Source organism: Catellatospora paridis (genome assembly GCF_009720365.1).
GTDB classification, from domain to species: Bacteria; Actinomycetota; Actinomycetes; order Mycobacteriales; family Micromonosporaceae; genus Catellatospora; species Catellatospora paridis.
In genome coordinates, this window is record NZ_ML769312.1 from 753384 (window position 1) to 779519 (window position 26136).

At 72.4% G+C, this 26136-nt stretch carries 24 protein-coding genes and 1 pseudogene; 17 read left to right on the forward strand and 8 right to left on the reverse strand.

Annotated features, from left to right (window positions below; translation table 11 throughout):
- Positions 1-2: 2 nt before the first annotated feature.
- The 3 genes from otsB to surE are packed head-to-tail and all read left to right on the forward strand — an operon-like array spanning position 3 to position 2660.
- Positions 3-806 carry a trehalose-phosphatase gene (otsB, locus tag F9C41_RS03380; protein ID WP_230689258.1) on the forward strand — a complete coding sequence of 268 codons (804 nt, stop codon included), beginning with the start codon at positions 3-5 and terminating at the stop codon, positions 804-806.
- 55 nt (positions 807-861) lie between these two features.
- Positions 862-1881, forward strand: coding sequence for a 1-phosphofructokinase family hexose kinase (locus F9C41_RS03385; protein ID WP_230689259.1), 1020 nt, complete (start codon positions 862-864; stop codon positions 1879-1881).
- Complete coding sequence (gene surE, locus F9C41_RS03390) at positions 1878-2660, forward strand: 5'/3'-nucleotidase SurE (RefSeq protein ID WP_155385057.1); 783 nt, start codon at positions 1878-1880, stop codon at positions 2658-2660. Before F9C41_RS03385 ends, surE begins: the two co-directional genes overlap by 4 nt.
- A 7-nt stretch (positions 2661-2667) precedes the next feature.
- Here the strand turns inward: surE and F9C41_RS03395 are convergent, their stop codons facing one another.
- The 5 genes from F9C41_RS03395 to F9C41_RS03415 all read right to left on the reverse strand — a co-directional run bounded on the left by F9C41_RS03395 (position 2668) and on the right by F9C41_RS03415 (position 7369).
- Positions 2668-3138 carry a hypothetical protein gene (locus F9C41_RS03395; RefSeq protein WP_230689260.1) on the reverse strand — a complete coding sequence of 157 codons (471 nt, stop codon included), beginning with the start codon at positions 3136-3138 and terminating at the stop codon, positions 2668-2670.
- A gap of 159 nt (positions 3139-3297) precedes the next feature.
- Positions 3298-3606: a DUF6582 domain-containing protein gene (locus F9C41_RS03400; RefSeq protein ID WP_155385059.1), complete on the reverse strand. Its 309-nt coding sequence runs from the start codon at positions 3604-3606 to the stop codon at positions 3298-3300.
- Positions 3607-3657: 51 nt separating this feature from the next.
- Positions 3658-5865 (reverse strand): xanthine dehydrogenase family protein molybdopterin-binding subunit, encoded by a 2208-nt coding sequence (locus tag F9C41_RS03405; protein ID WP_155385060.1) that lies wholly within the window; start codon positions 5863-5865, stop codon positions 3658-3660.
- On the reverse strand, positions 5862-6851 hold the full coding sequence (locus F9C41_RS03410; protein ID WP_155385061.1) for an FAD binding domain-containing protein: 990 nt from the start codon (positions 6849-6851) through the stop codon (positions 5862-5864). Before F9C41_RS03410 ends, F9C41_RS03405 begins: the two co-directional genes overlap by 4 nt.
- On the reverse strand, positions 6851-7369 hold the full coding sequence (locus F9C41_RS03415; RefSeq protein ID WP_407924660.1) for a (2Fe-2S)-binding protein: 519 nt from the start codon (positions 7367-7369) through the stop codon (positions 6851-6853). Before F9C41_RS03415 ends, F9C41_RS03410 begins: the two co-directional genes overlap by 1 nt.
- A 170-nt stretch (positions 7370-7539) precedes the next feature.
- Here F9C41_RS03415 and F9C41_RS03420 point away from each other — a divergent pair, with 170 nt between their 5' ends.
- The 3 genes from F9C41_RS03420 (at position 7540) to F9C41_RS03430 (ending at position 9498) form a co-directional block, all read left to right on the forward strand.
- The gene (locus F9C41_RS03420) at positions 7540-8091 is read left to right on the forward strand and encodes a phosphoglycerate mutase family protein (RefSeq protein WP_155385063.1); all 552 of its coding nucleotides are present in this window, start codon (positions 7540-7542) and stop codon (positions 8089-8091) included.
- A 4-nt stretch (positions 8092-8095) separates the two neighbouring features.
- A complete protein-coding gene (locus tag F9C41_RS03425) occupies positions 8096-8986 on the forward strand; it encodes a fructosamine kinase family protein (protein WP_230689261.1) in 891 nt (296 codons plus the stop codon).
- Between the two features lie 131 nt (positions 8987-9117).
- A complete protein-coding gene (locus F9C41_RS03430) occupies positions 9118-9498 on the forward strand; it encodes a DUF2267 domain-containing protein (protein WP_155385064.1) in 381 nt (126 codons plus the stop codon).
- On the opposite strand, the gene F9C41_RS03435 is transcribed toward F9C41_RS03430, so the two are convergent.
- Positions 9495-10247, reverse strand: coding sequence for a hypothetical protein (locus F9C41_RS03435; RefSeq protein ID WP_155385065.1), 753 nt, complete (start codon positions 10245-10247; stop codon positions 9495-9497). The genes F9C41_RS03430 and F9C41_RS03435 overlap by 4 nt on opposite strands.
- Before the next feature lie 79 nt (positions 10248-10326).
- Between F9C41_RS03435 and F9C41_RS03440 the strand changes: the two genes are divergently transcribed.
- The 7 genes and pseudogenes from F9C41_RS03440 (at position 10327) to F9C41_RS03470 (ending at position 20265) form a co-directional block, all read left to right on the forward strand.
- A complete protein-coding gene (locus F9C41_RS03440) occupies positions 10327-11619 on the forward strand; it encodes an NAD(P)/FAD-dependent oxidoreductase (RefSeq protein WP_155385066.1) in 1293 nt (430 codons plus the stop codon).
- A complete protein-coding gene (locus F9C41_RS03445) occupies positions 11616-13040 on the forward strand; it encodes a glucose-6-phosphate dehydrogenase (RefSeq protein ID WP_155385067.1) in 1425 nt (474 codons plus the stop codon). Before F9C41_RS03440 ends, F9C41_RS03445 begins: the two co-directional genes overlap by 4 nt.
- Positions 13037-14926 carry a glycoside hydrolase family 15 protein gene (locus F9C41_RS03450; RefSeq protein ID WP_155385068.1) on the forward strand — a complete coding sequence of 630 codons (1890 nt, stop codon included), beginning with the start codon at positions 13037-13039 and terminating at the stop codon, positions 14924-14926. Before F9C41_RS03445 ends, F9C41_RS03450 begins: the two co-directional genes overlap by 4 nt.
- Positions 14926-16518 (forward strand): GMC family oxidoreductase, encoded by a 1593-nt coding sequence (locus tag F9C41_RS03455; RefSeq protein WP_155385069.1) that lies wholly within the window; start codon positions 14926-14928, stop codon positions 16516-16518. Before F9C41_RS03450 ends, F9C41_RS03455 begins: the two co-directional genes overlap by 1 nt.
- A complete protein-coding gene (locus F9C41_RS03460; protein ID WP_155385070.1) occupies positions 16515-16880 on the forward strand; it encodes an SCP2 sterol-binding domain-containing protein in 366 nt (121 codons plus the stop codon). Before F9C41_RS03455 ends, F9C41_RS03460 begins: the two co-directional genes overlap by 4 nt.
- A pseudogene (locus F9C41_RS03465) lies at positions 16877-18961 on the forward strand (amylo-alpha-1,6-glucosidase); the annotation flags it as partial. The gene F9C41_RS03460 and the pseudogene F9C41_RS03465, both read left to right, overlap by 4 nt.
- Before the next feature lie 74 nt (positions 18962-19035).
- Positions 19036-20265, forward strand: coding sequence for an MFS transporter (locus F9C41_RS03470; protein ID WP_155385072.1), 1230 nt, complete (start codon positions 19036-19038; stop codon positions 20263-20265).
- 61 nt (positions 20266-20326) lie between these two features.
- On the opposite strand, the gene F9C41_RS03475 is transcribed toward F9C41_RS03470, so the two are convergent.
- Entirely contained in the window at positions 20327-21019 is a 693-nt protein-coding gene (locus F9C41_RS03475; RefSeq protein ID WP_155385073.1) for an HAD family hydrolase, read from the reverse strand.
- 318 nt (positions 21020-21337) lie between these two features.
- Positions 21338-21958, reverse strand: coding sequence for a class I SAM-dependent methyltransferase (locus F9C41_RS03480; RefSeq protein ID WP_155385074.1), 621 nt, complete (start codon positions 21956-21958; stop codon positions 21338-21340).
- A gap of 194 nt (positions 21959-22152) precedes the next feature.
- On the opposite strand from F9C41_RS03480, the gene F9C41_RS03485 reads away from it, so the two are divergent.
- The 4 genes from F9C41_RS03485 to F9C41_RS03500 all read left to right on the forward strand — a co-directional run bounded on the left by F9C41_RS03485 (position 22153) and on the right by F9C41_RS03500 (position 26134).
- Positions 22153-23265, forward strand: coding sequence for a coiled-coil domain-containing protein (locus F9C41_RS03485; protein ID WP_155385075.1), 1113 nt, complete (start codon positions 22153-22155; stop codon positions 23263-23265).
- 142 nt (positions 23266-23407) lie between these two features.
- Positions 23408-24352: a hypothetical protein gene (locus F9C41_RS03490; protein WP_155385076.1), complete on the forward strand. Its 945-nt coding sequence runs from the start codon at positions 23408-23410 to the stop codon at positions 24350-24352.
- Positions 24353-24362: 10 nt separating this feature from the next.
- Positions 24363-25496 (forward strand): sensor histidine kinase, encoded by a 1134-nt coding sequence (locus F9C41_RS03495; RefSeq protein WP_155385077.1) that lies wholly within the window; start codon positions 24363-24365, stop codon positions 25494-25496.
- Positions 25493-26134 (forward strand): response regulator, encoded by a 642-nt coding sequence (locus F9C41_RS03500; protein ID WP_155385433.1) that lies wholly within the window; start codon positions 25493-25495, stop codon positions 26132-26134. Before F9C41_RS03495 ends, F9C41_RS03500 begins: the two co-directional genes overlap by 4 nt.
- Positions 26135-26136: the final 2 nt, after the last annotated feature.

Sequence of the window (26136 nt, forward strand, 5' to 3'; positions counted from 1 at the left end):
AAGTGATCGAATCGCAGAGCGTCACTGACGCACTACGTATAGCAGCCGAAAGACGTCAAAACTGCGGTTTCTTCTTCGACTTCGACGGAACCCTGTCCGAGATCCGCGACGACCCGGCCGGCGTCGAGCCGGTGCCGGGCGTCGTCGCGGCCGTCGCCGAGATCGCCGAGCACATCCGCACCGTCGCGGTCGTGTCCGGACGCCCCGTCGAGTTCCTGCGCAAGCACTTCGGCGGCCTGCCGGTGCGCCTGTACGGCCTCTACGGCATGGAGTCCCTCGACGAGCACGGCACCCTGTGGACCGACCCGGAGGTCGTGCCGTGGATCTCCGCGGTCGCCGACGTGGCCAAACGCGCGGTCGCCGAACTGGACCCCGACATCCTGGTCGAGGACAAGCGGCTGTCGGTCGCCCTGCACTACCGCACCGCCCCCCACCTGCGCGCCCAGGTCGAACGCTGGGGCGGCGACCGGGCCGCCGAGTACGGCCTGGCGCCGCTGCCCGGCCGCATGGTCCTCGAACTCAAGCCGCCCATCCGCCGCGACAAGGGCGGCGTCGTGCGCAGCGCCACCCGCGACCTCGACTGCGTCTGGTACTTCGGCGACGACCTGGGCGACCTGCCCGCGCTCACCGCGCTGGCCGACCGCGCCAAGGCCGACCGCGGCTTCGAGGTGTTCCGGGTCGGGGTGTCCAACCCCGAGACCGGCGACCAGGTCGCCGCCATGATGGACGTCATCGTCGGCTCGCCGCGCGATCTGGTGCCGCTGCTGCGCCAGGCCGGGCAGGCCTTCACCCCTTCGCACACCTGATCGAAGGCCCGGCGGCGCAGGATTGAGTTCCGGGCCGCCGGGGTAAGCGCTGATCATGCCGGAATCAGTCATGGTGTTCTCACCGTCCCCGCAGCTCACCGTCACCATCGAGCAGGTCGGCGACGAGGAGGAGATCCACCTGCACGCCGGCGGGCAGGGCGTCTGGGTAGCTCGGATGATCAAATCCCTGGGCGTACGGGTCGTGCTGTGCTCCGCGTTCGGCGACGAGACCGGCCGGGTGGTGCGCAACCTCATCCTCGACGAGGGCCTGGAGGTCGGCGCGATCGACGTCTCCGCCCGCAACGGGGCCTACGTGCACGACCGCCGCGACGGCGAGCGCACCGAGATCGCCCAGGCCCCCGGGCAGCCGCTGAGCCGCCACGACCAGGACGAGCTCTACAACGTCGCGCTCGCCGAGGGCCTGCGCGCCGAGGTCGCGATGCTGGCCGGCGTCGCCGACCCGCAGGTGCTGCCCCCCGACGTGTACCGGCGGCTCGCCGGCGACCTGCGCCGCAACGGCACCAAGGTCGTCGCGGACCTGTCCGGCGACTACCTGACCGCCGTCCTGGAGGGCGGCGTCGACGTGCTCAAGGTGTCCCACGAGGAGGTGCTGCGCGACGGCCGCGCCACCGAGGACACCATCGCCGGCCTGGTCGCGGCCATGCACCGGCTGCGCGAGGAGGGCGCCGCCGCCGTCGTGCTCAGCCGCGCCGAGCATCCCGCGCTCGTGCTCATCGACGACGAGGTGCGCCAGGTCGAGCTGCCCCGCCTCGAACCCGCCGACCACCGCGGCGCGGGCGACTCGATGACCGCCGGCGTCGTCGCGATGCTGGCCCGCGGCCGCGACCTCGACGAGGCCGTACGCACCGGCGCCGCCGCGGGCGCGCTCAACGTCACCCGGCACGGGCTGGGCACCGGCCGCGCCGACGTGATCTCCCAGTTCACCACCAGGGTCAAGCTGACCGCGCTGCCCGGCGCGAACGACGGCGCTCCCCCGCCGGGCTCCGGCGGCGGCCAACGCGGCGGCGGCCACACGTCTCCCGAACAGCTCGCAGAGAAGGTGAAGCATTCATGACCCGGGTCCTGATCACCAACGACGACGGCATCGAGGCCCCCGGCCTGCACCGGCTCGCGCTCGCCGCGGCCAAGGCGGGCTTCGACGTGGTGGTGGCGGCGCCGGCCCGCGACTCCAGTGGCGCGAGCGCCGCGATCAGCGCCGTCGCGCAGGACGGCCGGATCATCGTGGAGGAACGTAAGCTGCCCGACCTCGACGGGGTGCCCGCGTACGCCGTGACCGGGACCCCGGCGATGGCGGCGCTGATCGCGACCCGGGGCGCTTTCGGGGACCCGCCCGAGGTGGTGTTGTCGGGCATCAACCGCGGCGCGAACGCCGGCCCCGCGGTGCTGCACTCCGGCACCGTCGGCGCGGCGCTGACCGGGGCCGCCTACGGCTGCCAGGGCCTGGCCGTGTCCCTCGATCTCGCCGACGGGGACCTGACCGACGACGACCGGCACTGGGACACCGCAGCCGTGTACGCGGTCGCGCTGCTGTCGTTGCTGGACGGGCTGCCGCAGTCGACGGTGCTCAACCTGAACGTGCCCGACCTGCCCGCCGATCAGGTCCGCGGGCTGTGCCGGGCCCGGTTCGGCCGGTTCGGCCAGGTGCAGATGCGCATCGCCGAGCGCGGCAGCGGCTTCGTGCGCACCGCCCTGGAGGACTCAGGCGCGCACCTGGAGCCGGGCACCGACATGGCGCTGCTGGCCGACGGGTATGCCACCGTCACGCCGCTGCAGCCGCTCGGCGAGGCCGCCGTCGACCTGCCCGACCTCGCGGACCTGCTCACCGCGGTCTGAGCTGCGACTACGACGACGTCGAGCCCAGCGCGGAGATCAGGGCGGCGCCACCGCAGCACAGGATGAAGACGGCCGGGAGCACGACGAGCATCATGGCGTAGTTCGACCACATGCCGAACGTGGTGACGTCGACGCCCTGGCCGTCGTGGACCCGGTTGCGCCACCCGCCGAACCGGAACGCGAGCTGGTGTCCCGCGCCGGGGTGCACGGTCAGCCTCGTCTTGATCATCGGCATGCCGAACGGGTCGGTCACCTTCACCTCGTGCGGCCCGGCCGGGACCACGACGTGGTAGGTGCCCTCACCGCCGAACGGCACCTGCCGACCGTCGATCTTGAGCTTGGACGTGGACGCCGCCGAGACGATGTAGGGGCCGCGGTTGAAGCTCACGACCAGCACACCGTGCCCCTCCGGCACGGGCACGGGCATCGGATACGCGGTGAAGGGCATGACAGGGCCGGGGTGGAAGGGCTGCACCATGCGGCCGATCATGCCAGAACGGTGCGAACTCGCGCGACCGTCCACAACCGACCACCCGCAGTTGTCCGGGCACCGACCCGCCACGTGCTGCAGCTTCGGGGAAAGTGCGTGAACCGGGTGCCACCGGCGGGCAGTCTGGCCGAAACCGAGGCGCGTGGCTCAGTGGGCCGGGTTCTCGGTGTGCGGCTTGCGGCCGAGCTGGCGCCAGCCGGTCTCGGCGACGTCCACGTCGTAGTGCTCGGCGGCGGCGACCAGGTTGGCGAAGGCGAGGTCGCGCTCGTCGTCGTTGACGTCCTTGACCTGGTCGAAGCGGGCCAGTGCGTTGCGCACGTGGTCGGCGTCGGTCAGCGGCAGCTTGCGCTTGTCCGGGAACGCGAACACCGATTCGGGCAGGCGGTTCTTGTCCGCCGTGCTCAGCTCGCCCTCGACCTGGTGCGCCCGCCAGGTGGTTTTGGTGTTGGTTGTCATGATTCGTGGTTACCCGGCGACCGCGGGGGCCCAAACGTCGGGCCCCCGGGGTCACATCATGAGCTGGTCGACGGTGATGGGCAGGTCCCGCATCCGGCGGCCGGTGGCGTGGTGGACGGCGTTGCCGATCGCGGCCGCGACGCCGACCAGGCCGATCTCGCCGATGCCCTTCGTGCCGGACGGGGTGTAGCGGTCGGGTTCGCCGACGAAGACGACCTCGACGTCGGGCACGTCGGCGCTGACGGCCACCAGGTAGTCGCCGAAGGTGCCGTTGGCGACCCGGCCGGTGCCGGGGTCGGTCAGCGTGTCCTCGAACAGGGCCTGGCCGATGCCGCCGACGGTCGCGCCGAGGATCTGGCTGCGGGCCAGCTTCCGGTTGAGGATGCGGCCGCCGTCGGTGACGCTGACGACCCGGCGCACCCGCAGCCGGCCGATCATCGGGTCGATGGCGACCTCGACGAACCGGGCCCCGTACGCGCCCGCGTGGACCATGCCGGCCGCCGCCGCGTCGGGCGGCCGGAGCCGGCCGTCGCCGGACATCTCCACCAGCCCCTGCCCGGCGAGCAGGTCGGCGATCGGGACCCGCACCGACGGATCGTCGCGGCGGCACAGCGCGCCGTCGCGGCACACCACGTCGTCGGGGCCCAGGCCGTGCAGCGGCGAGTCCGCGCCGGCCAGGGTGAGCAGCTCGCCCTGCAGGTGCGACACGGCGTCGATGACCGCGTTGGACAGCGACGAGGCCAGGCCGGACCCGCCGGACTGGGCGCTGGCGGGCATGTCGCTGTCGCCGAGCCGGCAGTCGACCTGCTGCGGGTGCAGCCCGAGCAGGTCCGCGGCGAGCTGCGTGATGACCGTGTACGTGCCGGTGCCGATGTCGGTGGCGGCGGACCGCACGGCGGCGGTGCCGTCGGCGTACACCGTGACGCGGGCCTGGGACATGGGCAGGTAGGCGAAGAATCCGGCGGCGGCCATGCCCCAGCCGAGCAGCAGGTCGCCTTCGCGCATCGACGAGGGCCGCGGGTCGCGCCGCGACCACCCGAACAGTTCCGCGCCGACCCGGCAGCACTCGATCACCCCGTTGGACGACCAGGGCTTGCCGCTGGCCGGGTCGAGGTCGGTGGCGAGGTTGCGCAGCCGCAGTTCGAGCGGGTCCATGCCGAGTTCGTAGGCGAGTTCGTCCATCGCGGTCTCGATCGCCCAGTTGCCTTCGGCCTCGCCGGGGGCGCGCATCGAGGTCGGGTAGCGGCGGTTGAGCCGGACGGTGCGCTCGACCGTGGCGACGTTCGGGCAGGCGTACAGATGGCCGGTGCCGCTCGTGATCAGGCCCACCGCCAGGAAGTCGATCGACGACAGCACCGTCGCCCGGTGCTCGATCATGGTCAGTGTGCCGTCGCGGGTCGCGCCCAGGCGCACCTGCTGCTCGGTGTCGGGGCGGTGCCCGACTAGCCGGAACATCTGCGGCCGGGTCAGCATGAGCTTGACGGGACGGCCGAGTTCCCGGGCGGCCCCGGCGGCGAGCAGCTTGTAGGGCCACTGGTTGAGCCCGGCGCCGAACCCGCCGCCGAGGTAGGGCACCCGCACGCGTACGCCCGACTCGGGCACGCCGAACATTGCGGCCAGGGTCTTGCGCAGCGCGATGGTGCCCTGCGTCGTGTCATGGATCTCCAGGTGGTCGCCGTCCCAGGCGGCGACGCAGCCCATCAGGCCGAGCGGGTTGTTGGTGTTCTCCGGGGTCCGGTAGGTCGCGCCGATGCGCACGTCGGCGGCGGCCCAGCCGGCCTCGGTGTCGCCGCGGGACGTGTCCGGCGACAGCGGCAGCGGCTCGGGCTGCCCGGCGGCGGGGTCGAGCAGCGGCGCCTCGGCCGCGTAGGTGATCTCGATGAGCCGGGCGGCTTCGGTGGCCTCCTGCGAGGTGTCCGCGACGACCAGGGCGACCTCCTGGCCGTGGAAGGTGATCCGGCCGTCCTGCAGCGGTGCGGTCGGGGCCTCGCCGAACAGGACGTCGGGCGAGGGGTTCAGGCGCGGGAAGTTCTCGTGCGTGAACACGGCCCGCACCCCGGGCAGCGTCAGCAGCGCACTGGTGTCGATCTTCGTGATGGTGCCCGCGCCGACGGTCGAGGTCACCACGACCGCGTGCACCATGCCGGGCAGGGTGACGTCGCTGGCGTACGGCGCGGTGCCGGTGACCTTGTGCGGGCCGTCGACGCGGTCGATGCCCTTGCCCACCCAGGTGCCCAGATCGGGCTTCGTGGCGGTCATCGGGTCGCCTCCGTCATCGTGATCAGCTGCCGGCTGAGCGTGCGCACCGCGAGGTCGACCTTGAACGCGGTGCCGGGCACCGTGAACGCGGACGCCATGGTGGCCCGCCCGGCCTGCTCGAAGCGCACCGGGTCGACGTGGGTGCCGCGCAGCATCTCCTCGGCCTCGCGGGCCCGCCACGGCACGGAGCCGACGCCGCCGAGCCCGATCCGGATGTCGGCGATCATGTCGCCGTCCATCTGCACCGCGACCGCGGCCGAGGTGAGCGCGAACTCGTAGGAGGCCCGGTCGCGGACCTTCAGGTAGCCCGAGCGCCAACCCTGAGGCAGCAGCGGCACGTCGATCTCGGTGATCAGGTCGCCGTGGCCGAGGACGTTCTCGATGGACGGGCCCTCGTCGGCCCGCACCCAGAACTCGCTCAGCGGGATGCGCCGCTGCCCGCTCGGCCCGCTGACCAGCACCGAGGCCTCGACGGCGAGTAGCGGAACGGCCACGTCGGAGGCGTGCAGCGCGATGCAGCGCTCGTCGACGCCGAGCACGGCGTGCATGCGGGCGACGCCGTCGACGGCCGCGCAGCCCGAGTCGGGGCTGCGCCGGTTGCAGGCGGCCACGGTCGGGTCGCGAAAGTAGCGGCAGCGGGTGCGCTGCAGCAGGTTGCCGCCGATGGTGGCCATGTTGCGCAGCTGCACCGTCGCCCCGGCCAGCAGCGCCTCCCGGACGAACGTCAGGCGCTGCGCGACGACGGGTTCGGCGGCGAGCTGCTCCATGGTGGTCAGCGCGCCGACCTTGAGCTGCTGGCTCTCGACCAGGATGCCGCGCAGCGGCAGGCGGCTGATGTCGACGAGGCGGTCGGGTGTCCACACGCCGTCCTTCATCAGGTCCAGCTGGGTGGTGCCGCCGGCCAGGAACGCGGCCTGCGGGTCGGCGGCGACCGAGGCGACGGCCTCGTCGACGGCGTCGGGACGGTCGTAGACGAATGCCCGCATCACGCACCTCCTCCGGCCGCCTCGCGCACCGCGGCGACGATGTTGTCGTACGCGCCGCAGCGGCACAGGTTGCCCGACATGTATTCGCGGATCTCGGCGTCGCTGCCCGCGCGGCCCTCGCGCAGCAGGCAGACCGCGGACATGAGCTGCCCGGGAGTGCAGAAGCCGCACTGGAACGCGTCGTGGCGCACGAACGCCTCCTGCAACGGGTGCAGCCGGCCCTCCTCGTCGATGAGCCCTTCGACGGTGGTCACCTGCCGGCCGTCGACCTGCGCGGCGAGCATCAGGCACGACACCACCCGCGCCCCGTCGACGTGCACCGTGCACGCGCCGCAGGCGCCCTGGTCGCAGCCGCGTTTGGTGCCGGTGAGCCCGGACGAGTCGCGCAGCGCCTCCAGCAGCGTGGTGCGGGTGTCGACGCGCCACTGCACGGGTGCGCCGTTGACGACGGTGAACACGTCGACGGTGTACTCATCCTGCGCCGTTGGGGCTGGTGCGGTGCTTCGGGTGGTTTTCACGGGATGCCTCCGGCCGCCGCCCGGTCGCCGCAGGGCCTGCCGCGCCGACGACCGGCATGGAGTGGACATCTCAGAATGCCATCGATCGCCGCAGCTCAACGCCTGTTTCAGCGATCCGGTGCGGGTGAGGAGGGACTGCGTGCGCGGGGTGGTTCGCCTACGCTGGCCGGATGCGTCGGCTCGAGGTGCGCCGCCACTCGTACACCAAGAAGGACGCCGCCCGCGGCCGCGGCTCACACCTGTCCGGCGACGGGGTCGCCGCGGCCCGGGCCGCCGGGGAGGCGCTCGGCCCAGTCGGCTACGTGCTGACCAGCATGTCGCCGCGGGCCATGGAGACGGCCGTGGCGATGGGCTTCGCCGTCGACGACACCGCCGAGATGCCGTCCGGCTACGTGCCGGGCGAGGTCGACCACCACGACCAGTGGCGCTGGGAGCGGCCCTTCGTCACCTACGCCGAGCTGATCGCCGCCGGCCGGGGGCTCGCCGACGTGGCGCTCGCCAACCGGGCGCTGTGGCTGGCCGCGCTGGCGCGGGTGCCCGACGGCGCGACGGCGCTGGTCGTCGGGCACGGCGGCACCCTGGAACCGGGGTTGGTCGCCTGCGCGCCCGACGCCGACCACGCGGTGTGGGGTCCGGCGTTCGGCCACCTGCACGGGGCCACCCTGGACTTCGACGGCGACCGGCTCGTCAGCGTCACCGTGCGGCGCACACCCGCGGCGTGACCTGGTGACCGGGCTGGAGCTGCTCCGCGGCCGGCTGGTGGCGGCCGGGTACGCGGTCCGGACGATCACGCCCGCGACCGGCGGCGTGATCGCGACCGCGGGCCTGGTCACGCTCGACGGCGGCGGCCAGGTGTTCGCCAAGACCCTGCCGCCGCCCACCGCGGCCGGTTCGCAGGTCGGCGACCTGTTCGAGGTGGAGGCCGCCGGCTTGCGGGAGTTGCGTGAGCCGGGCGGCGTGCGGACGCCGGATGTGCTGCTGGCGTCGCCGGACGTGCTGGTCCTGGCGGCGATGCGTCCCCGCGGCGACGACGGGGCGTACTGGGCGGCGCTGGGCCGTGCGGTCGCGGCCCTGCACGCCGGCACCGTGGCCGCGCGGCATGGGTGGCACCGTGACGGGTGGCTGGGCCGGCTGCGCCAGGACAACACCTGGCACGACGACGGGTACGCGTTCTTCGCGCAGCGCCGGGTGCTGCGCTGGCTGCCCGAGCCGCTCGTCGAGCAGGCGTTCGACGCTGCCGACCGGCGGGGGCTGGAGCGGCTGTGCGCGGCGCTGCCCGAGCTGGTCCCGCCATCGCCGCCGGTGCTGACCCACGGCGACCTGTGGGCCGGCAACGTGCTCGCCGACGACACCGGCGCGCCGGTGCTGATCGACCCGGCGGTGTCCTACGCCTGGGCGGAGCTGGACCTGGGCATGCTGTGGTGCTCGCCGCCGCTGCCGGGCAAGGAGCGGTTCTTCGACGCGTACGCCGAGCACGCGCCGCTGCGCGACGGCTGGCGCGACCGGATGGAGCTGATGTTCCTGCGTGAGCTGCTCAGCATCATCGCCCATGGCGACGACGACTGGGGCGCCGCCGACATGGTCCGCCGCCTGATCGCCCCGTTCCGCCGCCGCTGATGCCCCGATCGCCGCATCCGCGCCCGAAAGAGGTGGGGTGAAACGGTGTAAAGGGTGGTGTAGGGGGCATGGGGGCTTAGGGTGTTGATGGATCACCCCCGACCGTGTGGATCGAGTACGGGAGGGAACGTATGGGAGACAAGCAGTTCTTTCGCAAGGTCGCCGAGTTGTCGGGGCTGACCGTGGAGGAGGCCGCCGACACCACGCGCGCCACGCTGGAGTGCCTGGCCGCGCGGCTGAGCAACGGCGAGAACCGGCATCTGGCGGCGCACCTGCACGAGGGCCTGCGCGACTCGCTGCCGCCCAACGACCGCATCCAGTGCTTCGACCTGCCGGAACTGCTGCGGCGGGTGCGCGAACGCACCGGCCTCAACGACCGCGACACCGAGGCCGGGGTCCGCGGCGTGCTGACGGCCCTGCGCGAGGACCTCGGCGACGAGACGTTCGACCACGTCATGCAGCAGCTTCCCAACGATTTCCGGACGATGGCCCGGGTTCGGGCCGCGGCCTAGGGCCCGCGGTAGGCCACCAGGTCGGTGCGGTCGGCGGCCCCGGTCTCCGACCGCACCAGCCCCACCTGCGGGGCGTAGAAGCGGTGCAGCCGCACGCCGCGCGACAGCGGCGACGTCTGCTCGAGTTCCACCACGTCGCGGTACGCCCCGGCGGCCACGCTGACCTGCTCGCCGACGCCGAGCACCCGGGCGGAGTCCTCGAAGCGGCCGCGGCTGTGCCCGATCCGCCACCGCTGCCCGACCACCGGCCGGGCCGCCATCGCGATGCCGGGCTGGGCCCCCTCGGCGCCGGCCCGCCAGCCGTCGACGCCGGTCAGGGAGCCGTCGACGTAGTTGCGGGCGGACTCGCCGAGCAGCCACACGTTGCCGGTGCTGTCCTGGGCGTACCAGCCGGTCAGGTCCTGCACGACGCCGCCGCCGGCGTCGGTGGTCAGCGCACGGGCCGCGACCGTGGCGACGCCCGCGACCGTCGGGCCGTCGGCCACGGTGACCTCGGTGCGGATGTCGCCGTCGGGGCCGACGGTGAGGTAGTTCCACCGGCCGCCGACCGGCAGCGGCAGGTACGGGTTGTCGACGCGGGTGGTGAAGTCGGCCGGGTCGAGCCGCACCGGCTGGTCGCCCTGCGGCAGCGGTGACGGGGCCGGGGCCGGGGCGGGGGTGGGCGCGGCGGCGGGCCGTGCCGGGCCGGGGCCGGCCAGCAGGCTCGCGGTCAGGGCCAGCGCGAGGGTGAGCGGCTGCAGGTGGACCACCCACCCATGCTCGCAACGCACCTGCCCCAGAAATGTGTGTTTAGCGGTAACCGCCCGGCTAAATCCCGATATTGGAAAGATGGGCGGCGTGAGCGAGCGCAGCACCCACGTGGTGGTCATCGGCGGCGGATTCGCCGGCGTCGCCTGCGCCAGGACGCTCACCGGCCAGCCCGACATCTCGGTGACGCTGCTGGACCGCAACGGCTACCACCAGTTCCAGCCGCTGCTCTACCAGGTCGCCACCGCCGAGATCGACCCCGCCGACGTGTCCTACGACCTGGCCGACATGTTCGCCGAGCACGACAACGTCGAGGTCCGCACCGCCGACGTCACCGCCGTCGACCCGCAGACCCGCACCGTGACCCTCGCCGACGGCGGCACCGTCACCGGCGACGTGCTCGTGCTCGCCGCCGGCGCGCAGGCCAACTTCTTCGGCGTGCCCGGCGCCGCCCAGCACGCGTACCCGCTGTACACCCTCGACGACGCGCTCCGGCTGCGCGAACGGCTCCGCGAGGTCTACGTCGAGGCCGCCGCCGAAGGCCCGGCGAGCGCCGGCGAGATCACCTTCGTGGTCGTCGGCGGCGGCGCGACCGGCGTCGAGACCGCGGGCGCGCTCGCCGAGCTGGTCGGCACGATCCTGCCCCGGCAGTTCGAGAAACTCGCCCTGATCCGCTCCCGGGTCGTGCTCGTCGACCACGGCCACGCCGTCCTCGGCCCGTTCGGGCCCGGCGCGCAGGCCTACGCCGCCGAGCAGCTGCAGCGCCGCGGGGTGCGGCTGCGGCTGGGTGTCACCGCGACCGAGGTCTCCGCCGACCACGTCACCCTCGACGACGGCACGACCGTGCCGACCAGGGCGACCGTGTGGGGCGGCGGCATCGCCGCCGCGCCGCTCGTCGGGGCCTGCGGCGTGGGCACCGGCCGCGGCGGGCGCGTCGACGTGCGCCCCGACCTGACCGTCGACGGCCACCCCGACGTGTACGCCGCCGGCGACGCCGCGAACATCACAGGCGCCGACGGCCTGCCCCTGCCGCAGCTCGCATCGGTGGCGCAGCAGGCCGGCCGCTGCGTCGGATTCAACATCATCGCCGCTGCGTGCGGGCGGCCGCGCAGCGCGTTCGCGTACCACGACAAGGGCATCATGGCGATGATCGGCCGGGACGCGGCGGTCGCCGAACTCGGCGCCCGCCACCACGAGCTGCACGGCCGGATCGCGTTCGCGGCATGGCTGGGCATCCACGCGTACCTGATGGCCGACGCCCGCGCCGAGACCAACGCGTTCGTCACCTGGGCCGAGGAGTTCTACCTGCGGCCCGGCCACTGCCCGCAACGGCTGCTCACCCCGCCCGCCACGACTGCCAGGAGCGCGTCATGACCGCACCCGCGACACCCGCGCCCGCGGACGTGCTCGTCGTCTTCGGCATCACCGGCGACCTGGCCAAGGTGATGACGTTCCGGTCGCTGTACCGCCTCGACCGGCGCGGCCTGCTCACCTGCCCGGTCATCGGCGTCGCCGGCGACGACTGGACCGTCGACAAGCTGCGCGAACACGCCCGCGAATGCATCACCGGCGCCGGCGAGCAGCTCGACGAAGCCGTGTTCGCCCGCTTCGCGGCCCGCCTGTCGTACCTGTCCGGCGACTTCACCGACGCCGGGCTGTACCAGCGCGTCGCCGCCGCCGTCGGCGACGCGGGAACACCCGTGTCGTACCTGGAGATCCCGCCGTCGCTGTTCGCGACCGTCGTCAAGGGCCTGTCCGAAGCCGGGATCGTGCGCGGCGGGCGGGTCGTGGTCGAGAAACCGTTCGGCCACGACCTGGCCTCGGCCCGGGCCTTGGCCGAACAGCTGCACCAGTACCTCGACGAGTCGCAGCTGTTCCGCATCGACCACTTCCTCGGCAAGATGGGCACCGAGGAACTGGTGTACCTGCGGTTCGCGAACACGATGCTGGAACCGGTCTGGAACCGCGCCCACGTCGACAGCGTGCAGATCACCATGGCCGAGGACTTCGGCGTCGAGGACCGCGGCCACTTCTACGACCCCGTCGGGGCGCTGCGCGACGTCGTCGTCAACCACCTGATGCAGGTCCTGGCCGGCGGGGCCATGGAACCCCCGGCCGGCCGGCACCCCGACGCGCTCAAGAACGCGCAGGTGGCCCTGTGGAGCGCGGTCGCCGACGCCGACCCGGCCGACTACGTGCGCGGCCAGTACGACGGCTACCAGCACATCGACGGCGTCAAACCCGGCTCGACCACCGAGACGTACGCCGCCCTGAAACTCGAGATCGACAACTGGCGCTGGTCCGGCGTGCCGTTCTTCATCCGCACCGGCAAACGCCTGCCCGCCACACAGACCGAGTTCCGGGTCGTGTTCAAACGCCCACCCCGGCTCGGCCTGCCCGCGCTCGCCGGCGGCATGCCCGAACCCGACCAGTTCGTCATCAAACTCGACCCGACCACCGGCACCCGGCTGCGCCTGGACGCCCGCCGCGCCGACGCCGACGGCCCCGAACCGATCACCCTCGACATGGAGTTCGCGACCGAGGGCGGCGAAGGCCCCACCCCGTACGAGGTGCTGCTGCACGCCGCCCTGATCGGCGACGCCAACCGGTTCACCCGCCAGGACGGCGTCGAGGAGACCTGGCGCATCCTGCAGCCACTGCTCGACAAACCGTCCCCGATCGAGCCGTACGCGCCCGGCACCTGGGGCCCCGCCGGCGCCGAGCAGCTCGTCGCCGGACACGGCTGGCGCGGCCCGTGGATCGTCGACACCGACCCGCCCGGCAAGATGCCATGACCACCACCCACACCGGCCCCGGCCACGTCTCCTCAGCGGCGCCCTCGCCGTTCCCGCCGATCGAGGAGTACGCCTACCTGTCCGACTGCCACACCGGTGCGCTCGTCGCCCCCGACGGCTCCGTCGACTGGCTGTGCGTGCCCCGCTTCGACTCGCCCAGCATCTTCGGCAGCCTGCTCGACCGCGAGAGCGGCATGTTCCGGTTCGGCCCCTATGGCATCTCCCACCCCACCGCCCGCCACTACGTGCCCGGCACCAACGTGCTGGAGACCGCCTGGCGCACCAAGACCGGCTGGCTCGTCGTCCGCGACGCGCTCGTGCTCGGCCCCGCCGCACCCGACGACGAAGTCAACCCGCACACCCGCCCACCCGTCGACACCGACGCCACCCACCTGCTCGTCCGCACCGCCGAAGTCGTCGCCGGCACCGTCGGCCTGCAACTCATCTGCGAACCCGTGTTCGACTACGGGCGCGTGCCCGCCGAATGGCAGCTGCTCGACGGCGACCGCCACGCCGCCGACGCGACCGGCGCCGGCCTCACCGTCCGCCTCGCCACCGACCTGACCATGGGCATCGAAGGCGGCCGGGTCCGGGCCCGGCACGTCCTGCACGCCGGACAGCGCGCGTTCTGCGCCCTGTCCTGGGCCACCGGCCTGATCACCCCCGCCGACGCCGACCAGGCCCGCGCCGCAGTCGAACAGAGCTGCGAGTTCTGGCGACTGTGGCTGGCCCAGGCCCGCATACCCGACCACCGGTGGCGCGACCCGCTGCAACGCTCCGCGCTGGCCATCAAAGGCCTCACCTACGCCCCCACCGGCGCGACCGTCGCCGCGGCCACCACCTCGCTGCCCGAAACCCCCGGCGGATCCCGCAACTGGGACTACCGCTACACGTGGATGCGCGACTCCACCTTCACCCTGCGGGCCCTGCACCTGCTCGACCTCGACGAAGAGGCCGAGGAGTTCATGCAGTTCATCGCCGACGTGCAACCCACCGAAGACGGCTCCCTGCAGATCATGTACGGCATCGACGGCCGCCGCGAGCTGCCCGAGACCACCATCGACGACCTGTCCGGCTACAACGGCGCGAAACCGGTCCGCATCGGCAACGCCGCCTACCGCCAGCGCCAGAACGACGTCTACGGCGCCGTGCTCGACACGATCCTGCTGCACACCCGCCGCAGCCAGCGCCTGCCCCGGCGGCTGTGGCCCCTGGTCGTGTCCCAGGCCGACTGCGCCGCCAAGGTGTGGTCCGAACCCGACCAGGGCATCTGGGAAGCCCGCGGCGAGCCGCAGCACTACGTGTCCAGCAAACTCATGTGCTGGGTGGCACTGGACCGCGCCGCGAAACTCGCCGTCCTGCGCGGCGACGGCGACCGCGCCACCGACTGGGCCCAGACCGCCGAGCAGATCCGCGCCGACATCCTCGCCAACGGCGTCACCGCCGACGGCGTGCTGCGCCAGCACTACGCCACCGATGCCCTCGACGCCTCGACCCTGCTCGCGGCCGTGTTCCGGTTCCTGCCCGGCGACGACCCACGCCTCAAGGCGACCGTCGCCGCCATCGCCGACGACCTCACCGAGAACGGGTTCGTGCTGCGCTACCGCACCGACCAGACCGACGACGGGCAGACCGGCCGCGAAGGCACCTTCCTGATCTGCTCGTTCTGGCTCGTGTCGGCGCTGGCCGTCGTCGGCGACCTGCAACGCGCCCGCGACCTCATGGAACGCCTGCTGCGGGTCAGCTCGCCGCTGGGCCTGTACGCCGAGGAGTTCGACACGCACACCGGCCGGCACCTGGGCAACTTCCCGCAAGCCTTCTCACACCTGGCGCTCATCGGAGCCGCCGGGATGATCATTCTCGCGGAGCGGTTGGGAGAACTCTGATGGACGCCTACGACGTGATCATCATCGGGACCGGAGCCGGCGGCGGCACCCTCGCCCGCTACCTCGCCCCGTCCGGCAAACGCATCCTGCTGCTCGAACGCGGCGACTGGCTGCCCCGCGAACCCGAGAACTGGGACACCGCCGAAGTCTTCGTCAACAACCGCTACATCTCCAAGGACACCTGGTACGACAAGCACGGCAACGGATTCCAGCCGCAGGTCCACTACTACGTCGGCGGCGCCACCAAACTCTACGGCGCCGCCCTGTACCGGCTGCGCCGCGAAGACTTCGGCCAGCTCCAGCACCACGACGGGACGTCACCCGCCTGGCCCATCTCCTACGAGGAGATGGAGCCGTACTACACCATGGCCGAACAGCTCTACGAAGTCCACGGCAACCGCGGCGAGGACCCCACCGAACCGCCCGCGTCCGGGCCGTACCCGTACCCGGCACTGCACCACGAACCGCGCATCCAGCAGCTGTCCGACGACCTCGCCGCCGCCGGCTACCGCCCCTTCCACGCACCCGTCGGCGTACGCCTCAACGAGCAGAACATGCCCTACAGCATCTGCGTGCGGTGCCAGCACTGCGACGGCTTCCCCTGCCCGCTGCACGCCAAGTCCGACGCCGAAACCCTCGCCGTCCGGCCCGCGCTGCAGGCGCCCAACGTCACCCTGCTCACCCACGCCCACGCCGTACGCCTCGAGACCAACCTCGCCGGCACCGCCGTCACCCAGGTCGTCGTCGACCACGAAGGCCACGAGGAACGCTACTCCGCCGACATCGTCGTCGTGTCGGCCGGAGCCGCCAACTCCGCGAAACTGCTCCTCATGTCCGCCAGCGACCTGCACCCGCACGGCCTGGCCAACAGCTCCGACCAGGTCGGGCGCAACTACATGTTCCACCTGTCACAAGCCGTGCTCGCCCTGTCCCGCGAACCCAACGAAACCCGGTTCCAGAAGACCCTCGGCCTCAACGACTTCTACTTCCGCGGACCCGACTTCGACTACCCCATGGGCAACATCCAGATGATCGGCAAATCCGAGCCCGACATGTACCGCGGCGAGAAACCCCTCGCCACGAAACTCGCCCCCACCTGGGCCCTGGCCGACGTCGCCCGGCACGCCGTCGACTTCTGGCTGTCCACCGAAGACCTGCCCCGGCCCGACAACCGCGTCACCGTCAGCCGCGACGGCCACATCGTGCTCGACTACACCCCGAGCAACCCCACCGCCGCCAAACGCCTCTACCACCAGCTCAAATCCATGCTGTCCACCATGCAACTACACGAGGACCACCTGATCCACCGGTTCGCGTACATGAAGACCGACATCCCCATCGCCGGAGTCGCCCACCAAGCCGGCACCTGCCGCTTCGGCACCGACCCCGCCACATCCGTGCTCGACGCCCACTGCAAAACCCACGAACTCGACAACCTCTACGTCGTCGACACCAGCTTCTTCCCCAGCATCGGCGCGGTCAACCCGGCACTCACCGCCATGGCCAACGCCCTACGCGTCGGCGAACACCTCGCCGGACGCCTCGGCGTCAGCTACGCCGCACCCGCCACAGCCCCCGGAGCGCCGCGGTGACCGACCCCACCGCCGACTACTTCCACAGCCTCGGCGAACACGGCCGCTACCCGCTGCTGCGCGCCACCTCGGGCACCATCCGCTTCGACCTCGGCGGCGACGGCCACGCCGAACACTGGCGCGTCACCATCAACAAAGGCCACATCGAAGTCAGCCGCGGCAGCGAACACGCCGACTGCGTCGTACACGTCGCCAAGGCCCTGTTCGACGGCATGGTCACCGGCCAGGTCAACACCATGGCCGCAGTGCTACGCGGCCAGATCGACGTCGAAGGCGAACTACACCTCATCGTCATGCTCCAACGGCTGTTCCCCGGACGGCCACCGCTGCCCGCATCGACGACCCGGAGGCACCACAAATGACCACCACCGGCTCTGTCAGCACCCTCGACGGCAACACGTTCGTCGTCAGCGACACCGCCGGCGACATCGACGCCTCACCCACCGAACCCAACGGCCTGTTCTCCTGGGACACCCGCTACCTGTCCCGCTGGGTCCTCACCCTCGACGGCCACCGCCTCAACCCGCTGTCCACCGACGACCTGCACTACTTCGAAACCCGCTTCTTCCTCGTCCCCGGCACCGGCACCGTCTACGTCGACGCGACCCTGTCGATCATCCGCCGCCGCGAGGTCGTCGACGGATTCCGCGAAGAACTCACCATCCTCAACCACAGCGCCACCCCCGTGAACCTCACCCTGCGACTCGACGCCGCCGCCGACTTCGCCGACCTGTTCGAGGTCAAAGACCACCTCAAGAAAAAGGGCAAGTACTACACCCGCATCGACGACAACCTGCTCCTGCTCGGATACGAACGCCAGACATACCGCCGCGAAACCCTCATCAACACCGCCGCGTCCACCCACGTCGACGCCCACGGCCAGACCACCGACGCCCCCGCCGCCGCCATCGACGCCGACGGCGTCACCTTCACCGTCCACCTCGGCGGGCACAGCAGCTGGAACACCGAACTGCACGTGCGCTGCTCCCTGTGGGGCTGGGCCGCCAACCAGCGCGTCACCGCCCGCACCGAGACCGGGCACACCCGCAAGGACATGGAAGAAGACCTCGACGAGTGGATCGCCGGCGCCCCGAAACTCGAATGCGACTGGGAACCCCTCAAACACACCTACCGGCGCAGCCTCACCGACCTCGCCGCCCTGCGCTTCGCCCCCATGACCTCCGGCGAACGCACCCTGCCCGCCGCCGGCCTGCCCTGGTTCATGACCATGTTCGGCCGCGACAGCATCCTCACCAGCCTGCAGGCCCTGCCATACGCCCCGTCGCTGGCCGCCACCACACTCGCCGAACTCGGCGCCCGCCAAGGCAGCCGCATCGACGACTTCCGCGACGAAGACCCCGGCAAAATCCTCCACGAGATGCGCTACGGCGAACTCACCGCCTTCGAAGAACGCCCCCACTCCCCCTACTACGGCTCCGCCGACAGCACCGCCCTGTTCCTCATCCTGCTCGACGAATACGAACGCTGGAGCGGCGACACCAAACTCGTCCGCGACCTCGAATACGAAGCCCGCGCCGCCCTCGACTGGATCGACCAGTACGCCGACCTGCGCGGCGACGGCTACGTCTGGTACCAGACCCGCAACCCCGACACCGGCCTGGAAAACCAGTGCTGGAAAGACTCCTGGGACTCCATCTCCTACACCGACGGCCGCCTGCCCGGCTTCCCCCGCGCCACCTGCGAACTACAGGGCTACGCCTACGACGCCAAAAAACGCGCCGCCCGCCTCGCCCGCACCATCTGGCGCGACCCCACCCTCGCCGACCGGCTCGACGAACAAGCCGCCGACCTCAAACGCCGCTTCAACCGCGACTTCTGGATCGAAGACCGCAAGTACTACGCACTCGCCCTCGACGCCGACGGCACCCAGGTCGACGCCCTGTCCTCCAACATCGGCCACCTGCTCTGGTCCGGCATCGTCGAACGCCGCCGCGCCCACCACATCGTCGAACACCTGCTCGGCCCACGCCTGTACTCCGGCTGGGGCATCCGCACCCTCGCCGAAGGCGAAGAACGCTACAACCCCGTCGGCTACCACGTCGGCACCGTCTGGCCCTTCGACAACTCCTTCATCGCCTGGGGCCTACGCCGCTACGGCTACAAGAACGAAGCCGCCCGCGTCGCCGCCGGCATCCTCGACGCCGCCGAATTCTTCAACGGCCGCCTACCCGAAGCCTTCTGCGGCTACGACCGCGCCGTCACCAAATACCCCGTCCCCTACCCCACCGCCTGCAGCCCCCAAGCCTGGTCCACCGGCACCCCACTACTACTGCTCGGCACCATGCTCGGCCTGCAAGCCGTCGACGAACACCTCGTCGTCGACCCCGCCCTGCCCGTCGGCATCGGCCACCTCGCCCTGCTCGACGTCCCCGGCCGCTGGGGACACCGCGACGCCTACGGCCGCGGCCGCGTACAGGTCCGCGCCGACGACCGCCTCCGCAAACTCCGACCCCAGCTGTCCACCCTGCAAACCCTCGTCAACCGGCGCGAAAACCGATGACCACCCGCACCCAGACCGCCGTCGTCGACATCGCCGGCGTCGTCCAAGGCATCGTCCTGGTCACCATCCCCGCCGCCAGCACCATCCTCACCGACCCCGCCCACTACGGGCTCACCAGCGCCCAATACGGCGCCATGTTCGCCCCACAGGTCATCGCCGCCATCGCCGCAGCACTGGCCGGCGCAGGCCTCGCCCGCCGCCACGGCACCCACGCCGTCTACCTCACCGGCCTCGCCTGCTCCCTGGCCTCCATGATCCTGCTACTGGCCAGCGCCGCCGTCATGCACCAGCAGCACCTCGCCTACCCACTGCTGCTCGCCGCCACCGCATTCCTCGGCGCAGGATTCGGCCTCGCCGTACCCGCACTCAACTCACTGGCCGCCGCATTCCACCCCACCGCCGTCGACAAGGCCGTCCTCATCCTCAACGCCCTGCTCGGCCTCGGCACCGCCCTCGCACCCGTCTTCGTCGCCCTGTTCGTCGGCCTCGGCTTCTGGTGGGGCCTGCCCGTACTGTCCACCCTGCTGCTCATCGCCCTGCTCGCGGTCAGCCTCCGGCTGCCCATGCACACCGGCGCCCGCGCCACCGCCGCCACCGCAGGCGGCCGCATGCCCGCCCGGTTCTGGCTCTACCTCGCCTTCGCCCTGCTCTACGGCATCTGTGAGACCGTCAACGGCAACTGGGCCCAACTCGACATGACCACCAGCGTCGGCGCCTCCGCCACCACCGCCGCGCTCGCACTCACCGCGTTCTGGGCCATGGTCACCCTCGGCCGGCTCCTGTTCGCCGCCATCACCCGGTGGCTGCCCGCCCGCGCCACCTTCCACCTGCTGCCCTTCGCCCTCGCCGGCGTCTTCGGCATCATCGCCAGCCTGCCCCACGGCCACAGCGTCCAAGGCGTCATCGCCTTCGGCGCCGCCGGGCTGTGCTGCTCCGCCCTGCTGCCGCTCACCATCAGCTTCGGCCAGGGTGAACTCACCGGCTTCTCGGCCGCCGTCGCCGGCGGCGTCATCGCCGCCTACCAGCTCGGCTACGGCATCGCCGCCTTCGGCGCCGGCCCGCTCGTCAACGCCGACACCCCGCTGTCCCGCCTGTACGCCATCGCCGCGTTCGTCGCGCTCGGCATGGGCGTGCTGTCGTTCGCCGTCGCGCACCGCCAGCACTCGCCGCGGACTCTGCACCCCACACCCGCACCGGTGCACGCGTCCACGCAGTCGACGACCTGACCGTCAACCCGCCCGCATCCGGCACGTATCCGCCGCGCGAGGGCGCACGCAGGCGGCCGCGCTACGCCGCGCTGGCCACGTCCCGGCCGACCGACGCATCACCCAGCAGGTCGGCCAGCTCCGCCAGCGAACCCACCACCGGCCCCGACCACACCCCGGACCGGTCCACGAACTCCGCCGTACGCACCACGGTCAGCCCGACGGCGGCGGCTCCCGCCAGCTCGCCGTCCGCTCCGTCGCCGACGAACACGCATTGCTGCGGCGCGACCCCCAGCGCCGACGCGGCCGCCTGGTAGATCCCCGGATCCGGCTTGGCTACCCCGGCCACGCACGAGAAAACCGCCGCGTCGAACCGCCGCGACAGCCCCGAGCTCGGCCACGCCTCCGCGACCTCCGCCGTCGCGTTGCTGACCAGCCCCAGCCGCCACCCCGCCGCACGTAACCCGTCCAGCGCCACCAGCGTGCCGGCCGGCGCGGAGTTCAGCAGCCAGGACGCCAGCTCCAGCCGCAGCGCGGCCGCCCGCGTCACCTGCTCCGGCGACGGATCACCGCCCAGGCGCCGGGCCAGCAGCCGAATCGTCTCCTCCGCGGACCACCGCACGAGCCGGTCGCGCCACGAGACGTGATACGCCAGCACCAGCGCGACCGGATCCACACCGACGATCTCGCCCATTCGCGCCACGACCCGGTCCCGCTGCGCATCCGCACCGTCGAGCAGCGTGTGGAACAGGTCGAACAGAATGGTCCCGGGCACGGCCGAAGGCTACCAGCCCTCCCAGTGCGCCCAGCGGGCGTCGCCGTTGCTGCCACCAGGCGAAACACGGCCCCAGGTCCCCCGGCCGCCTCGTTGGAGCCGGCATTTCGTCTCTCTCGCGGGCCGGAAGCCGAGCCGGACACGGACAGACCGCCCGATCGAACCTTTTCAGTTGTGAGCCGGGCGAAGCCCGTCGTCATTTGTTGGTTTCAGCCGACGAGGACGAGGTCACACCTGCTAAGGCATCCTAGGATTCTGGGACAGAGGTTCGAACCGTCGAGCAGCAGCAGTTCGCTCAGCCGGTGGCGTCTGCCCTGGTCACCGTGCTCGGCGCAGGGTCAGCGACTGGAACTGGAACTCGCCGACGCCGACCACGTGGAAGTCCTCGACCTCGAAGGACCCACGGGCGTACGCCAGCAGCGCCTCGTCGGTGCGCCAGGCGAAGAACCGCCGCGGCTCGTGCCGGTCGGTGTCGATATCGCCCTCGTGGTGCCTGCCGCCCCACACCCCGAGGTAGAACAGGCCTCCCGGGCGTAGCACTCGGCGGATGTTGTCCAGCACCGCCGGCAGGTCGGCATCCGGCACGTGCAGCAGGCAGTTCAGCGCGTACACCGCGTCGGTGGACTCCTCCGGCAGGCCCAGGTCCAGGAAGTGGGCCACCCGCGCGTCCACGCCCTTGGCCCGACAGCGGGCCACCATCTCCGGCGACAGGTCGACGGCGACGACCTCGTATCCGGCGTCCATGAAGAACCGGCTGTCCTGCCCGGTGCCGGCGCCGATCTCCAGCAGGCTGCGCCGGCCCTCCGCCCGCAGCCGCGCTTCGAACGCCGCCCGTTCGGCGACCCTCCACGGCTCCTTCTCGTGGGTGTCCCGTTCGGCGGCACCGCCGTCGTAGGCCTGCCGCAGCTCGGCGAGCACATCGCCGTACCGGATGCTCATGTCGCTCCCCCGTTCCGATCCGGGCTCAGCGTAAGGGCGTCCGACCGACCGCGCGACCCCGTCGTCGGTGGGCGCACGTGGCGTGGGGCACGTGCGCTAATGCCGTCCTAGGAGGCTGGTCTGCGGGTTGCGGGCAGGCTTGCCGCGAGCCCTTGGCGCCGTCCCCGGCGGCCAGCGACTACGCTGCGCAGTTGATGTCCACACCGCACACCGATGAAGCGACCCGGCCCTGCGCGTACTGCGGCAAGCCGGTCACCCAGCGTGCCGCCGCGGGGCGGCCGTTCCGCTACTGCCGCGACAACGACGGCGCCTGCCAGTCCGCCGCCCGCAACAGCCGGCTGCGCCACCGCAACTCCCCCGGCCTGGCCGGACAGGTCGCCAAGGCGTACGAGGTCGTCGAGAAGCTGGAGCAGGTCGCCGAGACGCTCGCCGAGGCGCTGGAGGCCGAGCTCTCCCCCACCGGCGTGGAACGCCAGCTCGCCGAGGTCCGGGCCGAGACCGCACACCAGATCGCGGGCGCGCACACCGAACGCGACGAGGCCCGCCACGAGGCCGAACGTGCCGCCCGGATCGCGCGGGAGTCCGTCGACACGGCGGCCCGCGCCAAGGCCGACGCCGACCTGGCGGTGCGCGAGGCCGAGGAGCGCGCCGAGACGGCGGTCCGGGAGGCCCGCGAAGCCGCCCAGGCGGCGGTCGCGGCCGCCGAGGCCCGAGCCGACGAGCAGCGCGTATCGGCCGAGCAGGCCGCCGCCGCGGCCGCCGAGTCCGCACGTGCCGCCGTCGCGGCGACCGCCGAACGCGACACCGCCCGGCGGGACCACTCCGCCGCGGAGGCGCTGCGCGCCGAGGCCTACCGCGACCGCGACGCCACCCGGGCCGCCGCCGACCAGGTGCAGGCCGCGTTCGACCTGGCCCGCGCCGCCGCGGAGGAGGCCGGGCGCGAGGCCGAGGCCTCCAAGGTCGAGATGGTCCGGGCGCAGCAGCAGACCACCGCCGCCCAGGCCGAGACCGTGGCCGCGCGGCAGGAGCACGCGCAGCAACTCACCGCGCTGCGTGCCGAGCTCGCCGCGGCACAGGGCGCGACCGCGACCGCGGAGGCCGGCCGGGCGGCCGCGGAGACGCTGGCACAGCAGCGGCAGACCGACGTCACCGTGCTGACCGTGCAGCGGGACGCGGCCGTCGCGGAGGCCGTCGCGCTGCGGGCGCGGGTCGATGAGCTGACCGGCCAGGTCGGACAGCTCGCGGGCACGCTGACCCAGCTCACCGCCAGGATGACGGTCCCGGCCCAGGCAGAGCCGAGCGCCTGACGCGCTGAGCACGCCGTCGTCGGCCGCGACGGTCCGGCCGATCGGGCCTCCTGCTGTCGGAGGAGGCCCGGCCGGTGGCAGGAGGGCGGTCCGGCCTCACGGCAGGAGTCGCGGCGGCGCTGCGTCCGCGAGCGTCGAGGGCATGAATCCTCTCTCTCGCACCACCGCTGTCCTGCGGGCGGCGTTCCACGGCAGCCGCGCCCTCAGCTGGCTGTCCGCCGTGATGGCAGCCGTGCTCGTGGTCGCCGCGGTCGGTCTGGTCGTCGACGACCGCACCGTCGGCGGGCAGCCCGTCTGGCTGAAACCGGCCAAGTTCGCCGTCTCGATCGCGGTCTACGGCCTGACCCTGGCCTGGCTGCTCGGTCACCTGCGCCGCGGGCACCGGGCCGCCCGCTGGGCGACGTACGTCATCCTGGTCATGGCCCTGCTGGAGGTCGGGATCATCGTGTTCCAGGCGGCACGCGGCCGGGCCAGCCACTACAACGAGGCCACGCCGCTGGACGAGGCTCTGTGGCGGGCCATGGGCATGACGATCGTGGTGCTGTGGGTGGCGACCGTCGTGCTGACGGTGTTGCTCTGGCGCCACGGCATGGCCGACCGAGCCTCCACCTGGGCCGTCCGGCTGGGCATGCTTCTGCTGCTGCTGGGTCTGTTGCAGGGGTTCACCATGGTGGTGCCCACGGCGGAGCAGTTGGCGCTCGACGAGCAGGGCGTGGACACGCTGATGGGGGCGCACGCGGTCGGGGTGAGCGACGGCGGGCCGGGCATGCCGCTGACCGGTTGGAGCACCACGGGCGGTGACCTGCGGATCGGGCACTTCGTCGGCATACACGGACTGCAGGCGGTGCTGCTGTTCGCCATGCTGCTGCCGGCGCTGGTCGCGGACGTGGCGCGGCGGACGCGCCTGGTGTTCGTGTTCTCGTTCGGCTATGCCGGCCTGCTCGTCCTGGTCACCTGGCAGGCGTTGCGCGGTCAGCCGCTGCTCGCGCCGGACGCGCTCACGCTGGCCGCGGCGGGAGGGCTGCTCGCGGCGACGGTGCTCGGTGCGGCGCTCGCGTGGCGGTCGCCGCAGCGAGTGTCCCGTTAGGATGGCCGTCATGCTGTGGGTGGGACGGCTTTTCGAGGAGCGGTACACCGCGTTCCGCCTCACCCTCGTGGGCGTCACCGGCGTCGGCTACCTCACGCTGACTCCGGAGGGCCGGTCGATGAGCACCGTCGATCTGGCCCTGGCGATCGGCGTGCTGCTGTTCGGCTATGTCGGGGTGCGCTGGCCGTTCGCCGCCGTGGTCAGCGCGTCGGCGGCACTCGGGGCGGGCTTCTTCGTCGGCGAGGACAACGACACCGTGCCGACGGTGGGTCTGGCCTGGGCGATGTTCGAGCTGGGCGCGCGCCGCGGCGGCTGGCGGGTGTGGACCGGCCTGTGCCTCGGCCTGGCCGGGCACGTCATCTCCGACCAGAGCGAGTTCGTCGACACCCCGCAGACCGTGGTCTACGGCGCCGCCGCCGCGGTGGCTGCGCCGCTGCTGCTGGGCATGCACGTGCGGGCGCTGGGCGAGCTCAATCGGCGGGCTGCCGCCGCCGCCGCTCAGGAGCAGACGCGGGTACGCGCCGACGAGCGCACCAGCATCGCCCGCGAGCTGCACGACCTGGTGGCCCACCACGTCGCCTCGATCGTGCTGCGGGTGGCCGTGGCGCGCGACGTGCTGCCGGTGGACGACCCGCGGGTGCGCCAGGTGCTCGACGACGTGCACGCGACCGGTTCGAGCGCCCTGGCCGACCTGCGCAAGCTGGTCACCGTGCTGCGCGATCCGGGCACGGCGCAGCAGGTGTTCTTCGTCGACCCGCAGGGCCTGCCGGTGGCGCTGCGGGCCGCGGTGGAGCGCAGCAACGGCCTCGGCCTGAACGTGCGGGCCGACATCGATCCGGAGGTGATCCGGCTGGACTCGCGTACGGCCCTGGCGCTGCTGCGCCTCACCCAGGAGGGGCTGGCGAACGTGGCCCGGCATGCGGGCACCGCCGCCCAGGCGCGGCTGTCCATCCGGCTCGGCGGTGACGAGGTGGCCTTCGACCTGCACGACTACGGCGGTCCCGTGGCGCCGGGCCTGCCCGGTGGCGGGCACGGGCTGGTGGGTCTGCGGGAGCGGGTCGAGGTGCTGGGCGGCCGGTTGCACGCCGGGCCCGCGGACGCGGGGTGGCTGCTGACCGCGACGCTGCCGAGGGCCGCCGCGTGATCCGGGTCCTGCTCGTCGACGACCAGCAGCTGGTCCGCGCCGGGCTGCGGATGCTGTGCGAATCGGTGCCGGACATGCAGGTCGTGGGTGAGGCTGCGGACGGCGCGGCCGCGGTGCGGCTGGCCGAGCAGCTGCGCCCCGACGTGGTGCTGATGGATCTGCGTATGCCGGGGGTCGACGGCACGGCGGCGACGTCGCGGATTCTGGCGCAGCGCCCGTCGGCGCGGGTGCTCGTGCTGACGACGTTCGACGACGACGACCACCTGTATCCGGCGCTGGCCGCGGGCGCGTGCGGGTTCCTGGTCAAGGACGCGAGCCCTGACGAGCTGCTCGACGGCGTACGCCGAGCGGCCGCGGGCGAGAGCCCGTTCAGCGCGGCGGTGCTGCGCCGCCTGGTCGAGCAGGCGGTCCGCCACCAGCGGGCGCCGGTGGCCGTGCCCGACCTGCCGGGCGTCACCGAACGCGAGCGCGAGGTGCTCGCCCTGGTCGGCCAGGGCCTGTCCAACCCGGAGATCGCGGCGCGGCTGCACCTCGGGGTGACCACGGTCAAGACGCACGTGGCGAACCTGATGGCGAAGACGGGCAGCGCCAACCGGGTGCAGCTGGCCGTGCACGCCGCGAGCTCGGGCGCGCGGTAGGC

What these genes read in the sequence shown, in the direction of transcription:
- F9C41_RS03495 (WP_155385077.1), top strand. Translation starts at nt 24,363, where the DNA reads ATGCTGTGGGTGGGACGGCTTTTCGAGGAGCGGTACACCGCGTTCCGC.
- F9C41_RS03385 (WP_230689259.1), top strand. Translation starts at nt 862, where the DNA reads ATGCCGGAATCAGTCATGGTGTTCTCACCGTCCCCGCAGCTCACCGTC.
- F9C41_RS03490 (WP_155385076.1), top strand. Translation starts at nt 23,408, where the DNA reads ATGAATCCTCTCTCTCGCACCACCGCTGTCCTGCGGGCGGCGTTCCAC.
- F9C41_RS03470 (WP_155385072.1), top strand. Translation starts at nt 19,036, where the DNA reads ATGACCACCCGCACCCAGACCGCCGTCGTCGACATCGCCGGCGTCGTC.
- surE (WP_155385057.1), top strand. Translation starts at nt 1,878, where the DNA reads ATGACCCGGGTCCTGATCACCAACGACGACGGCATCGAGGCCCCCGGC.
- F9C41_RS03440 (WP_155385066.1), top strand. Translation starts at nt 10,327, where the DNA reads ATGGGCGGCGTGAGCGAGCGCAGCACCCACGTGGTGGTCATCGGCGGC.
- F9C41_RS03485 (WP_155385075.1), top strand. Translation starts at nt 22,153, where the DNA reads ATGTCCACACCGCACACCGATGAAGCGACCCGGCCCTGCGCGTACTGC.
- F9C41_RS03405 (WP_155385060.1), bottom strand. Translation starts at nt 5,865, where the DNA reads ATGACCGCCACGAAGCCCGATCTGGGCACCTGGGTGGGCAAGGGCATC.
- F9C41_RS03445 (WP_155385067.1), top strand. Translation starts at nt 11,616, where the DNA reads ATGACCGCACCCGCGACACCCGCGCCCGCGGACGTGCTCGTCGTCTTC.
- F9C41_RS03430 (WP_155385064.1), top strand. Translation starts at nt 9,118, where the DNA reads ATGGGAGACAAGCAGTTCTTTCGCAAGGTCGCCGAGTTGTCGGGGCTG.
- F9C41_RS03410 (WP_155385061.1), bottom strand. Translation starts at nt 6,851, where the DNA reads ATGCGGGCATTCGTCTACGACCGTCCCGACGCCGTCGACGAGGCCGTC.
- F9C41_RS03420 (WP_155385063.1), top strand. Translation starts at nt 7,540, where the DNA reads ATGCGTCGGCTCGAGGTGCGCCGCCACTCGTACACCAAGAAGGACGCC.
- F9C41_RS03395 (WP_230689260.1), bottom strand. Translation starts at nt 3,138, where the DNA reads ATGGTGCAGCCCTTCCACCCCGGCCCTGTCATGCCCTTCACCGCGTAT.
- F9C41_RS03450 (WP_155385068.1), top strand. Translation starts at nt 13,037, where the DNA reads ATGACCACCACCCACACCGGCCCCGGCCACGTCTCCTCAGCGGCGCCC.
- F9C41_RS03480 (WP_155385074.1), bottom strand. Translation starts at nt 21,958, where the DNA reads ATGAGCATCCGGTACGGCGATGTGCTCGCCGAGCTGCGGCAGGCCTAC.
- F9C41_RS03400 (WP_155385059.1), bottom strand. Translation starts at nt 3,606, where the DNA reads ATGACAACCAACACCAAAACCACCTGGCGGGCGCACCAGGTCGAGGGC.
- F9C41_RS03455 (WP_155385069.1), top strand. Translation starts at nt 14,926, where the DNA reads ATGGACGCCTACGACGTGATCATCATCGGGACCGGAGCCGGCGGCGGC.